Annotated in this window: 14 protein-coding genes; all 14 read right to left on the reverse strand. The window is 26.8% G+C overall.

All coding sequences use genetic code 4. The features are described from left to right. Positions 1 to 830: 830 nt before the first annotated feature. The 14 genes from ACD762_RS08365 to ACD762_RS08430 are packed head-to-tail and all read right to left on the reverse strand — an operon-like array spanning position 831 to position 13,233. Positions 831 to 1,616: an adenosylcobinamide-GDP ribazoletransferase gene (locus ACD762_RS08365; protein ID WP_423363536.1), complete on the reverse strand. Its 786-nt coding sequence runs from the start codon at positions 1,614 to 1,616 to the stop codon at positions 831 to 833. Beyond that, a complete protein-coding gene (locus tag ACD762_RS08370) occupies positions 1,609 to 2,085 on the reverse strand; it encodes an ECF transporter S component (RefSeq protein ID WP_423363537.1) in 477 nt (158 codons plus the stop codon). The genes ACD762_RS08365 and ACD762_RS08370 overlap by 8 nt, the downstream gene beginning before the upstream one ends. Positions 2,086 to 2,099: 14 nt before the next feature. Beyond that, positions 2,100 to 2,624 carry a bifunctional adenosylcobinamide kinase/adenosylcobinamide-phosphate guanylyltransferase gene (locus tag ACD762_RS08375; protein ID WP_423363538.1) on the reverse strand — a complete coding sequence of 175 codons (525 nt, stop codon included), beginning with the start codon at positions 2,622 to 2,624 and terminating at the stop codon, positions 2,100 to 2,102. Positions 2,625 to 2,628: 4 nt separating this feature from the next. After that, on the reverse strand, positions 2,629 to 3,726 hold the full coding sequence (locus tag ACD762_RS08380) for a hypothetical protein (RefSeq protein ID WP_423363539.1): 1,098 nt from the start codon (positions 3,724 to 3,726) through the stop codon (positions 2,629 to 2,631). Then, complete coding sequence (locus ACD762_RS08385) at positions 3,716 to 4,912, reverse strand: cobyric acid synthase (protein WP_423363540.1); 1,197 nt, start codon at positions 4,910 to 4,912, stop codon at positions 3,716 to 3,718. Before ACD762_RS08385 ends, ACD762_RS08380 begins: the two co-directional genes overlap by 11 nt. After that, the gene (locus ACD762_RS08390) at positions 4,905 to 5,960 is read right to left on the reverse strand and encodes a pyridoxal phosphate-dependent aminotransferase (RefSeq protein WP_423363541.1); all 1,056 of its coding nucleotides are present in this window, start codon (positions 5,958 to 5,960) and stop codon (positions 4,905 to 4,907) included. The genes ACD762_RS08385 and ACD762_RS08390 overlap by 8 nt, the downstream gene beginning before the upstream one ends. Positions 5,961 to 5,969: 9 nt before the next feature. Beyond that, positions 5,970 to 6,944, reverse strand: a complete 975-nt coding sequence (gene cbiB, locus ACD762_RS08395; RefSeq protein ID WP_423363542.1) for an adenosylcobinamide-phosphate synthase CbiB — start codon at positions 6,942 to 6,944, stop codon at positions 5,970 to 5,972. Further along, entirely contained in the window at positions 6,944 to 7,570 is a 627-nt protein-coding gene (locus ACD762_RS08400; protein WP_423363544.1) for a precorrin-8X methylmutase, read from the reverse strand. Before ACD762_RS08400 ends, cbiB begins: the two co-directional genes overlap by 1 nt. Before the next feature lie 4 nt (positions 7,571 to 7,574). Beyond that, complete coding sequence (locus ACD762_RS08405; RefSeq protein WP_423363545.1) at positions 7,575 to 8,939, reverse strand: cobyrinate a,c-diamide synthase; 1,365 nt, start codon at positions 8,937 to 8,939, stop codon at positions 7,575 to 7,577. Next, the gene (gene cbiT / locus ACD762_RS08410) at positions 8,929 to 10,125 is read right to left on the reverse strand and encodes a precorrin-6Y C5,15-methyltransferase (decarboxylating) subunit CbiT (protein ID WP_423363546.1); all 1,197 of its coding nucleotides are present in this window, start codon (positions 10,123 to 10,125) and stop codon (positions 8,929 to 8,931) included. The genes ACD762_RS08405 and cbiT overlap by 11 nt, the downstream gene beginning before the upstream one ends. Further along, positions 10,125 to 10,487 (reverse strand): sirohydrochlorin chelatase, encoded by a 363-nt coding sequence (locus tag ACD762_RS08415; RefSeq protein WP_423363548.1) that lies wholly within the window; start codon positions 10,485 to 10,487, stop codon positions 10,125 to 10,127. The genes cbiT and ACD762_RS08415 overlap by 1 nt, the downstream gene beginning before the upstream one ends. An 11-nt stretch (positions 10,488 to 10,498) precedes the next feature. Beyond that, entirely contained in the window at positions 10,499 to 11,260 is a 762-nt protein-coding gene (locus ACD762_RS08420; protein ID WP_423363549.1) for an ABC transporter ATP-binding protein, read from the reverse strand. Beyond that, positions 11,235 to 12,290 (reverse strand): FecCD family ABC transporter permease, encoded by a 1,056-nt coding sequence (locus ACD762_RS08425; protein WP_423363550.1) that lies wholly within the window; start codon positions 12,288 to 12,290, stop codon positions 11,235 to 11,237. The genes ACD762_RS08420 and ACD762_RS08425 overlap by 26 nt, the downstream gene beginning before the upstream one ends. Next, positions 12,283 to 13,233 (reverse strand): ABC transporter substrate-binding protein, encoded by a 951-nt coding sequence (locus tag ACD762_RS08430; RefSeq protein WP_423363551.1) that lies wholly within the window; start codon positions 13,231 to 13,233, stop codon positions 12,283 to 12,285. Before ACD762_RS08430 ends, ACD762_RS08425 begins: the two co-directional genes overlap by 8 nt. Between the last annotated feature and the right edge of the window lie 2 nt (positions 13,234 to 13,235).

Raw genomic sequence — 13,235 nt, forward strand, 5'->3', positions numbered from 1 at the left:
TTTTACTTTTAAAACAAACTATAAGTATTATCTCTTTATTTTTAGATTAAAAGGTTTATTATGGATGATATATTACAATTTATAGCAACTATTACTATTAGTTTCTTAACTTCATATTTATCAAAGTTAATTATTGATTTATATAGAAAATTAAGAAAGTAACAATAACTTATAAAAAGCATAATCAAACAAGAGGTAATAGTTAAAAAAGAGCACGGGGGTGCTCTTTTTTATATGAATAATACATTAAACTTTATAGCTATTACTTCTTTATAATACTATTATATTTAGTAGAAAACAATAATTAAACTAATCAAAAATGATAAATAGCTAAATATTATACAAAGTTGACAAATTTTAAAGTTTTTTATTTTCAAAGAAACTTTTTATATGTTATTTACTAATAATTATGGAATTTTTACTTTTAAAACAAACTATAAGTATTATCTCTTTATTTTTAGATTAAAAGGTTTATTATGGATGATATATTACAATTTATAGCAACTATTACTATTATTTTCTTAACTTCATATTTATCTAAGTTATTTATTGATTTATATAGAAAATTAAGAAAGTAACAATAACTTATAAAAAGCATAATCAAACAAGAGGTAATAGTTAAAAAAGAGCACGGGGGTGCTCTTTTTTATATGAATAATACATTAAACTTTATAGCTATTACTTCTTTATAATACTATATTATTTAGTTATAAACAATAATTAAATTACTATAAAATGATAAAGATTAGAATATTGTATAAAGTTGACAAATTTTAAAGTATTTAATTTTAGTGTTTTAAATACTATATAATTATCAATTCTATTTGTAATTACATGTTGTTCATTAACATAAAGATTATGGCACTTGCAGGTAGTAAGGCTTCTAACATACAAATTGTATGTCCACATAAATCTCCACTTAAATAGTCTAGGTGTATTTTGTATTGCCATGTAAAATATTTAAGATAAATTAATCCTGTAATTATCATAATTATTGTTATTATTAATCCTGTAGTACTTGCAAAGTAATAACTAATCAATGCTACTAGTATCATGTATATTACTGAAGCAATTATTCCATACTTTTTAGCTATATCACTAAGCATATCTCTTAACATATCTCCAGGTAGTATTTCATTTTTTACGATTAGTATTAATGCTAATGTTCTTGATAGTATTGGAAATACTAAGAATAGATATATTGCATTAAACTGAAAGATGAAGTAGTAAACACATATCATCATTATTATTAAGATTGTAAAGTGTATTAGGGCAAAGGCACCTAATAGTGAGTCTTTTAATATTTCGGCTTTTTGTGCTCTTTCTCGATAGCTTTTAAAGGCATCTGTTGTATCTAGAAAACCATCTACATGAATTCCTCCAGATACGAATAGACTTATTCCTATTATCATTAATGAGCTAATTACATTGTTGTTTACAAACTTTGTTATTCCATAAGCACTTGCAAAAAGGATTATTCCATATATTAATCCTACTAATGGAAGTACTAAGTATAAATATTCTGTATTCTCTTTTGAATAGGGAACTTTTTTTACTGGAATCCTTGAAAAAGTTGTAGTTGTAAATAAAATATTGTTTATTATTTTTTTAAACATTTATTATCATCGCTTTCTTAATTGGTTTTAATACTAGTAATGCTATTGCAATGTTTGCTATTGTAGCTTGTCCTAAAGGTATTAACAATACTGTATATACTGCAGGATCAAATGGTACTACTATAAACATTGCTGCTGGTGATATAAATGTATTAAAAATAAACATAAATATTACTGTTATTATAATACTATTTGTTTTTTTATAAATCAAGCTTGAAAAGGCCATCATTAGTCCCATGCTTAACATTATTACTATATGTACTGGTAGTGTTAGTGGAAACCCAGCTAGTGCTGCTGAAAGGATATGGCCAAACATTGCAATGATGGCTCCTTTATAGTCTTTATATAAAAAGACTGCTAGCATTGCAGGCGCACTGTCTAAAGCAATACTTCCCATTATTTTTATATTTGCTAATATGAAGGAAATTGCTATTAGTAGTCCCACTATGGTTATATCTCTTGTTTTCATTTTAATGCTCCTACTTATTTTATTTTTTGTGGTATTCCGCATACTACAAAGTAGACATTGTCTACTCTGCTTGCAGTATAGACATTTATTTTTCCAAGTAAATCTCGATAGATTCTTTCTACATGATTAAATGGAGTTGTACTTAAGCCAACTTCATTGGTAACTATTATTATGTTTTCATTGTTATCAAGAAGTTTATCTATTTCTTTTTTTAGATGGTTTAACATTGTATCAAATAGTTGTCCATCTATCTTTTCTAAATCTTTTGAATATTTATATAATACATTAGATGTAAAAATTGCTAGGCAATCAAAAAGAATGTCTTTGGTATTGATAGCATCTAAAGTAGTATTTGATTCTATTAAACCCCAATTACTATTTCGTTGTTGTTTATGTCTTTTGATACGATCTATCATTTCTTCATCATTTTCATCAATTACATAACTTGAAATGTATGTCACATCATTGTTGTTTGCTAGTAGACTTTCTGCAAAAGCGCTTTTTCCACTTCTTGCTCCACCTGTTATTAATGTATTCATATTTTTACCTCTTTAAAAATTTTTTTATTAGTTGTTTAGCGGTTGTGAATGGTAGCTTTGAAAATTGTTTTTCATCAAAGCTAATGTCATTATTTACTTTATTAGTTGAATTATAAATAAAGGCTGGTACATTGCCACGCTCGTGTGCTTTTGTTTGTGTTAATGCATGATGATCACTTGTCACTAATATATCAACATTTTCTAATGCTAAAAGTGGCTTTAAGCTGTTATCTATAATTTCTAAGGTTGCTATTTTAAGTTCTTTATCACCTAAATGTGATACATAATCTAATGCTTCTATATGTAAAAAAACGTAGTCATATTTATTTAAAGCTTTTAATGTCGTTTCTATTTTACCATGAAAATTACTTTTGTGTGTTCCATTAATATTAACAACATCAAGGATATCTAAATTACACATTAAACCTAAACCTTTAACTAAAGGGGTTGCACTTATCATTGCGCCTTTTAATTTATTGGTTTCTAAAAAGTCTGGCAAGCTATTTTTAATTGAGGCTCCCCAGATATATATCATATTTGATTGTTGATCTTTCAATAATTCTTTTGATTCTTTCATAAGGTCTATTAAGGGATGTTCTATTTCAAATATATTTTTTATATTTTGATTCATTATTTCGTGTGGTGGTTCTAGTTTGAGTATTTCTTTATTTGTATCAAACAATAAATGATGATATTTTTCAATAAAAGCAATATCGATATTTTTTATCTTATCTTGAATAATATCAAATATCACTTGTCCTTGTTCATCGTTTATTATTTCTGATGAAAAATCTTTTAGTATATCATTTTCTACTGTTACAAAATTCATTCGATAAATATTTTTATCATTTATTGGTTTTTTTATTGTCCATGCTTCTATTCCTGCTCTACCATGATAATACTTCAATGAATCATAACCAAGTATATTCATGTTTGCTACATCACTTGCTACGCTTTGTGTTTTGTAGACAAATTCTGTTTTATAACACTCTGATTTTGAAACTAAATAATCTAAGTTTGGTGTCTTAGCTAATTGTAGTGTTGTTGGATAAATGTTTTCGCTGACTCCATCTAAGACAACAACTATTTTTTTAGATGCCAATTATTTCTTTTATGCTTTCTATATCTAGTGTTTCATTTAACATATCAGCTAGTTTGTCTAGTTCTTTATCTGTGTTATCTATATCTTTTATTTCTATTTCTTCAAAATTGTAATTTTTATTTGAGCATTCTTCTTTTATTATTTCGGCTATTATTTGATTTGTTGGATATTCTTCCTTATAGCTTTTAATTTGAGCATTTTCTTTTATGTCTAAATGGTTCAAAGCTTCTTTACCATGATTAAAAGTTATGATTTTATGATTTGTTTTCATGTTTTTAAACTTAGAATAGTCTATTTTATAAGCATTACTTGATGGAATTAATATTATGTCATAGTGTTCAAAATTATCATCTATTATTGATGTATTTACTATGCTGTAATCACTAAATGATTTGTATGCATTTAAATTTATTGCTAATGGGCTTTTTAATACTCCAACATTTATTTTAGCATCTATTTTATTACTACAAACACTTGGTAAATCTTCATCTTGTAGTTCAATATCTACATTTGGCACTACTCCTATTGACTTGCAATTCATTAGTTCTTCTAGTTGTTGGCAACCTGATTTTAATGATGTAGCATGACCGTGTAGTTTATTTATGATAAATCCTTTTACTAATTCTTTTTCTTGTTTATCAAAAAGTGCATAAGTTCCATATAATGCTGCAAATACTCCACCTAATTCGATGTTTCCAACTAGCAATACTGGTGCTTTAACTGTTTGTGCTATTCCCATATTTGCTAGATCTGGTTTAGGAATATTAATTTCTGAAGGGGCTCCTCCACCTTCAATTACAACTATATCTTTACCTTTTGATACTTCTAGTAAATAATTATGTAATATATCTAAATATTCTTCTTTATTTGTTTGATGATTTTGACCACCAATTGTTTTATGCAATTTACCATTTAAAATAATATCTACCATTGCATCACCTTTTGGCTTTAATAATAGTGGATTCATCATAGCTTTTGGTTTTATTCTACAAGCAATTGCTTGTAATGCTTGACCATAACCCATTTCACCGCCATCATCATCTATATAGGCATTTAATCCCATATTTGATGCTTTAAATGGCGCTACTTTGTAGCCTTCATTACTCAATAATCTACATAGTCCTGCGCACAGGGTTGTTTTACCTACATTTGAGCTTGTACCTTGTATCATGATGTATTTAGTCATTATTATCAATCCTTTTTAGTGTATTTATTAGTTTATTATTTGCTTGTTCATCCTTTATAGCAATTCGATACCAACCTGTGGCTAAGTTCTGGTAATTAGAGCAATCTCTTATTAGGATATCATACTTTAATAGGTCTTCTTTTAATTGTCTATTTTGGCCTTTTATTAAGATGAAGTTTGTTGTAGTATTTATTACTTGATAGTTTAATTCTAGTAAAGCTGCTTTTAACTTTTGATATTCTTTTTTTAAATAATCAATGCTATTTTCTAAATAGTATTCTTCATTTAATGCATTTAATGCTGTTTGTAATGCTATTTGATTAACTGGCCAATCTGGTCCATATAAATAGAGTGATTGTATTAATTTTATATTTGCTGATATTCCATATCCTATTCTTAATCCAGCTAGTGCATAACTTTTGGTAAATGCATCTAATATAAATAGTTGTTTATTATTGTTTAAATATTGTTTTAAACTATACTTATTTTTATCATATACTAAGTCTATAAAACACTCATCTATAAAAGTATTTATTTGCTTCTTTTTTGTATATTCTAGTAGCTTTTTTGCTATTTCTTTTGGTATTAATGATCCATTTGGATTATTAGGATGTGTTAAAATTATTAAATCATAGTCATTTTGTTTTAGTATTTCTAGGTATTCTTCATCTAAAACAAAGTCTTTTTCTTCTTTTAAATTATAATATGTTATTGAAGAGTTTATACTGTTCAATGCCTTTACATATTCTGAAAATGATGGTGCACATAACAATACTTTTTTTGGCTTAGTTGCATAGATATATCTGAATAGTATATCGCTTGCTCCATTTCCTATAATATAGTTATCTTTATCTAGTTTATGTATTGTAGCTAGTTTTTCTCTTAGTTTAGTTGCAAAGTTATCTGGGTATTCACTTAGTTTTTTTAAATCTATTTGAATCCATTTTTCTTTTATACCTAAGGGATTTATATTACTTGAAAAGTCGATTATTTTTGAGGCATTTTCGTATTTAAATGTATCTGCACCATGACTATAATTATATTGCATATTTTTCTCCTATCCTATAAAGTTTAAGACTATTAGATATATTATATTTATCATCACTATTAACAATAGTGATGTTGTATACATTAATTGTATTGTTTTATTGATATCTTGATAGTCTACTTCTTTTATTTTATCTCCAATAAATGGCTTATTTACTATTTTATTAAAGTAAATATTTGGACCACCTAGTTGTATTTCTAATGCTCCTGCTGTTACTGATTCTAAAAATCCTGCATTAGGACTTGTATGATTGTAGCGATCTCTTTTATATATTTTAAGAGCATTTTTAAAGTTATACTTTAATATTTTTGTTGATAATAACATTAAAATGCTACTCAATCTTGCAGGTAATAGATTTGCTATGTCATCTATTTTTGCGCTGAAGTAGCCAAAGTTATTATATTTTTCATTTTTGTACCCAAACATTGAATCCATTGTATTTATGCATTTATACAATAGTGCTAGAGGTAGCCCACCGATTGCTTGATAAAACAGTACTGCACACTCTCCATCGCTTGTATTTTCACTAACTGTTTCGATGCATGCATTTATTACTTTTTCTTTTTCTAACTGTTTTGTTTCTCGAGCAACTATCCACCCTAATTTCTCTCTAGCTTTAGTTAAGTTATTTTGTTTTAATGGTATATACACTTGTAGTGCTGCCTGTTTTAATGAGCCAGCTGCTTGCATTAACCATGATAGTAGTATGTAAATAAATATAAATAGTATCATGTGAATTTTGTATGATAAGTATAAGATTACAATACTTAATCCAATACTTATCAAACAAACTAAACTCCATACTAATAAACCTCTTGCTTTATTGTCTTTATATAATTTTTTTTCTAATGTTTTAGCTAGATTTCCAACTAGTATTATTGGATGTAATCGAAAGCTTGGATCTTTAAAAAAGTAATCTAAGATAAAGGCAACATTAATAGCTAATAAGTTTATGATAATAAAGGTAATTATTGTTGTAGTCATTATTCTCTTTCTAAAGCACTATACATTATAGCATTAACTATTGCTGCTGCAATGTTAGAGCCACCTTTTCTACCTGATGCTATGACATAAGGTATGTCTAGTTCTTTTATTAATTGTTTTGATTCTATTACATTTACAAATCCTACTGGTACTGCTATTACTAATTTTGGTTTTAAACCTTCATTTACTACCATATTATGTATTTCTATTAAGGCTGTTGGTGCATTTCCTACTACAAAGATTAAATCTTTGTTTTCTTGTGCTGCTTTTTTCATTGCCATTGCTGATCTTGTTGTTTTGTTTTCTTTTGCTGCCTTTGCAACATCTTCATCACTTATATAATTTAATACTTTTCCACCTAATTTTTCTAAGTGTTTTTTGTTAATCCCGGCTTTTGCCATATTTGTATCGGTAACAATAATTGCATTATCTGTTATTGCTTTTATTGCTTGATTCATCAAATCTTTTGAAAACTCTAAATTTTTAGCATAATCAAAGTCAGCACTTGTATGAATACAACGGTATATTATTGGTGCTAAGCTTTCATCAATTGGTAGTGTTAATTCATCTTTTATTATTTGAAAACTTTTATTTTCGATTTCCATCGGTAGTAATTTTTCTATCATTATTTTACTCCTTTTCAGTTGAATATTTAGCACAAACTTTGACAAAGTTTAGTGCCATATTTAAATCTGCATAGTAATGAAATTGTGAATAACCTGCAAAGATATTATCTTTAGTATAATTTGTTAGCCAATTTCTTTTTCTATTTGGTTTTTGTGCTTTCATTGCATTATATTCAATATCACTTGATGCATAATGAAATTCATGAGCATTTATTACTGTTCCTTTCTTTGCATATATATTGTCTATTAATGAAGTATTTTCTACATAGCCAAAAGGTTGTAATGTTTTATTTAAAACACTTTTCATTGGTATTACATTAGCCATTTCATACTGAATACCTTCTACTTCATAGCTGCTACCTAAATATACAAATCCACCACTTTCAGCAATCAGTGGCATTTTATTGGCTACTCTTTGTTTAATACTTGCTTTTATGCTTTTATTACTTGTTAGTTGTTCTAAAAATAATTCTGGATATCCTCCTGGTATTATTAAGCCATCTATGTCATTTGGTAATTGTTTATCTTCTAATAATGATATATATTTTATTTTAGCTCCAAATCTTTCTAGTAGTAAAATATTATCTTTATAAATAAAATTAAATGCTTTATCTTTAACTACTCCTATTGTGACATTATATCTTTCTTGAGGATATTCAAATGGTTCATTTATTAATTCTTCTGCTTGTTGACTTGCTTTTATAATTGCATCAAGATCAATTGTTTCTTTAGCACTATCACATAAATAATCCATTCTTTCATTAATATTTTCTAATTCATGTGGTTGTAACAATCCAAGATAACGATGTGATATGCTAATTCTTTGATCTGTTCTTAAATAGCCAAATACTTTTAACTTTAGTTTATCTTCTATTTGTTCTTTTATTATTGGATAAAAAGAATCTGATACATTATTTATTATAACACCAACTATCATATTTTTAGCATATTTTTTATAGCCTTCTATCATTGCTAATAATGACACTGAAATTCCACTACCATTTACAACTAGAATAGTAGGTGTTTTAGTTTGCAAAGATACATCACAGGCTGATCCTTCACTACTTGTGCCACCCATTCCATCATAATAGCCCATTACACCTTCTATTAATGCTAATTCATTATTAGCTGTATGTTCATTCAATAATTGAATAACACCTTTTTTCTTCATTAAAAATAAGTCTAAGTTAGTACACTCATTTTTAAGAACGACATTATGAAACATAGGATCGACATAATCTGGTCCGCATTTAAATGAGTTTACTTTAATATTTTTATCTTGTAATAACTTTATTAAGGCACAAACTGTTGTTGTTTTTCCAGCACCACTATGTGTACCGGCTATCATGATTCTATTTTTATTGTTCATGATTGAATTCTCCTTTTATTATAAAGATTGGATTATTGGCAAACATTAATGTGTGCTGATTAATCTTTTTACCTCTAGCTACACTTATACTTGTAATATTATATTGAATATTATATTTTTTATATACTCTTACACAATCACTTAATGATTCTATTGAGTTTGCAGTTAATAATATTAATGGTTTGTATTCCTTGTTTACTAGCCACTGTATAACATTTTCTAACTCACCCTCACTTCCACCTATATAAACTTTATCTGGTTTTATTCCAAAATCGATTACTTGACTTATTTTCCCTTGAATTAAATTGATGTTCATCGCTCTATTTTTTATCGCATTTCTTTTTATTAAATCAATTGCTGTATCTTTGTATTCAAAAGCATAAACCATCCCTTTATATACTTTATTTGATATTTCAATAGCTGTTGAGCCACTTCCTGCACCTATATCAAATACAATATCTGTTTCTTTAAGGTCTAATAAGCTTGTAAGTAACCATCTAGTTTCTTGTTTAGTCATTGGTGTTTTATTTCTAATAAAATCTTCATCATAATAGCATTGACTACTATGTCTAGGATTAAGATTATGTACTATCATTGCTGCTAAACATTCATAGTTTCTTTGATTTAATTGAAGATTATTTCCTTGTATAAATTCTTGTGTATCTAGACCTAGATTTTCTCCTATATAATAATATAAATCATCATATTCTTCTAGAGATTTTAAGACTGTATTTACAGTATTAATATTATCTAATAGTATGCATGTATATTCATTATTGGCAATTACACCTAAATAACTTTTGTTTTGTCCATGAAGTGATACATTAGCCATTTCTTGATAGTTCAACTTAAAATGAGCACATAGATTAACCATGATATTTATTCCAGGTATAAATGAAATATTATATTTTTTGTTGTATTTATTGTTAATTGTTTTCGCTATACTATAAAAATTAACATCTCCAGAAACTAGTATTACAATATCTTTATTATCATGATAATTATCTAATATTTCATTTAAATTTTTTAATGATTTAATATTTATTACTGGAAAATAGTTTTCATTTTCTTTAGCTATTCTATTAAAAGCATATATATTTAAATCTTTTTTTAGTATTGTTAATGCTTGATTGCTTAATTGGTTGATACTTCCATCACTTGCTCCTATGATGTATAAATATTTCATTATAAAACTGCTTTAATTCTTTCTGTTATTATATCTGCTAATCTTGGATCTGTTCCTAATGTTGAGCCTAATGTTACATTTACAGTAGGATTTTGTTTTATATATTCTGCTATTTCTTGTGGAATATCACTTTTAATATGAACTCCTTCAAACAAGAAATAAGGTACTATCACAATATCATTAATTCCTTTAGCTACTAAGTTGTTTAAGCCTTCTGCTAGTAGTGGACTTGCAAGTTCCATAAATGCATTTTCTATTGCAACATCTTTATTTCTTTCTTTAATCATATTCATCATATCATTCATTGATTCTACTGTCTTATTCCTTCTACTTCCATGTGCTAATATTAATATACCTTTCATTTTAAATCCTCCTATATATATAGTAATAATTGCTTTTTATTTTTATTAATATTTATTTCTTCTTGTGAGTTTACTTTAAATATATCTTTAATTATTTTATGATTTATCACTTCTTCTGGTCTTCCTTGGCTTATAAAACTTCCTTCATTCATAACATAAATATAATCACAATATGTCAATGCTATATTTACATCATGTATGATGCTTATGATTGGCTTATTTTGTTTTTTTAACATTTCCATTATTTCTAATTGATAGTATATATCTAAATGATTTGTAGGTTCATCTAATAATAAATAGGTGCTATCTTGTGCTATTGCTCTTGCTAATATTGCTCTTTGTTGTTGCCCACCTGATAAATTATTAAAATCTTTATCTTCATAGTCTTTTAAATTTACTAATTCTATTGATTTTTTGATTATATTTATATCTTTACTATCTAGTGATTGAAAGACTTTTTTTCTTGAATATCTTGCCATTGATACTATTTGATTTATACTTAAGGAAAAATCAAAATGATTGTGTTGGCAAAGAGCACTTATTTTGGTTGAATATGATTTATTATCGTATTGTTTTATATCTTTATTATCAACTTCAACTATTCCATGATAGTCTTTATTTTCTTTATATAATACTTTTAAAAAGGTTGATTTTCCACAACCATTAGGTCCTATTATGCCAATAAAGTTACCTTTGCTTGAATCAAAATCTTTAATATTAATTATTTGTTTTTTATCAAAAAATACCTTAAGGTTTTTTACTTTTATTGCCATTTCATCACCTACTTTGTTGTTTTTTCACTATAGATATTATAAATATTGGGGCTCCTACACATGAAATTAATATTCCTATTGGTATTTGAGTATAGGTTATTAAACTTCTTGAAAATATATCTGCAAGTAGTACAAATCCTGCACCCATTATTGCACATAGTGGTATTAATTTTTTATGAATGTTGCTACAAATAGATCTTGCTATATGTGGGACTATCAGACCTACAAATGGTATTATTCCACAAGCATAAACTACTAATCCTGTTAGCAATGATACTATGGCTATAAATAAAATACGATATTTACCTAGATCAAATCCTAATATTTGGGCACTTGAATCTGGTATTAGCATTAAATCTAGTACTCTTGAATGTAGTTGTAAAAATATTATTAGTGCTGTTGTTATTAAAAATATTATTAATACTAAGGAATAGCTAGCATTGTTAAGTGAACCCATTGTCCAAAATACTAGTTGTTGTGTTGCATTTGAATCATTTGATATAAAGATAATAAAATTTGATATTGCTGAGCTTAAGGAAGCTATTGCAACCCCTACTAATATTAATGCTGTATCATTATTTTTACTTTTATTAGCTATTACAATTATTATAAAGGCTGTTAACAGTGCAAAGACAAAAGCGCTAATACCAATGGCTGCTGAACCTAATATTTGCACAAACCCTAGCATTATAGCTAGTGTTGCTCCTAATGCAGCTCCTGAGCTTATACCTAATATATATGGGTCTGCTAAAGGATTTTTAACTACTGCTTGCATTGTAAGTCCACTACAACTTAAGGCTGCTCCTATTACAATTGCTAACAATACTTTAGGTAATCTAATACTAAATACGATATCTCTTACAATTAATGATTGTTCACTTAAATTATTATTTAAGAGATCTTGTAACATTTGCATAATATTTGCTATAGGAAGTTTACTTGTACCTATACTTGTAGCAATAAACATTAATAATACTACAAGCATACTTCCTATTATTAATTTTTGTTTGTAGTATTTATCTTTATTCATGCATTCCTTTATTTAAAATATTAAGACCATCTATATTTCTAATTCCACTACAATAGCTTTCTCCTAAGGCAATTGCAAACACCTTGTTATTTTTTACTGCATCAAGTTTTGCTAATTGCTTATTAGCTGTGATTGTTTTGATTGATTGTTTTGACATATCTTGATTATCACGATCCATATATACTGTAAATATTACATCTGGATTTAAGGTTAAGATTGCTTCAGCATCAATGCTTTTTCCATTAGCATCAATTATTTCACCATTCAAATTTGTAACCATGTCACCAACTAATGAATCTTTACCATACACTGTTGCTTCATTATTTATATATTCTATGACTAATACTTTCTTTTTAGGACTATTCTTAGTTTTTTCTTTTACTTCTGTTACTTTATTTTTCATTTCATCTACTATTTTTTGAGCTTTTTCTTCTACTTTAAATATTTTCCCAATATTTAAGATATCACTATATTCATTTTCTAAAGTTCTTTTACTTTGAGCTGTATTGCTTGCAATAAAGGTGTTAATTCCTTTTTCATGCCATTTATTAACATCACCTAATGTTTTTTCATTGAAATATGATGACCAACTTATTATCATATCTGGTTTTAAAGCAATGACACTTTCTTCATCTGGTGTAAAATCTTGTAAATAATTTACTTTTTTAAAGGCTGTTGCATATTCATCTTTTACTTTATGATCTAATCCTGCAGCTGCAACTATATGATCTTCAAGTCCTAATGCTAACATTGTTTCTATTGAATTTTGATAAACTACAAGTACTTTTTCTGGCACTTTAGTAAATGTTTGATCTTGTTTGTTTTTGTTGCTGTCATAATTACTTATTGTTAAGTCATTTGGATTATTAGTATTACCTTGATTGCTACATGCAGATAGCAATACTAGTAATACTATTACTGTTATTCTTTTAATTATCTTCATTT

This window comes from Mycoplasma sp. P36-A1 (genome assembly GCF_049478495.1).
GTDB lineage: Bacteria > Bacillota_I > Bacilli_A > JAJDGJ01 > JAJDGJ01 > P36-A1.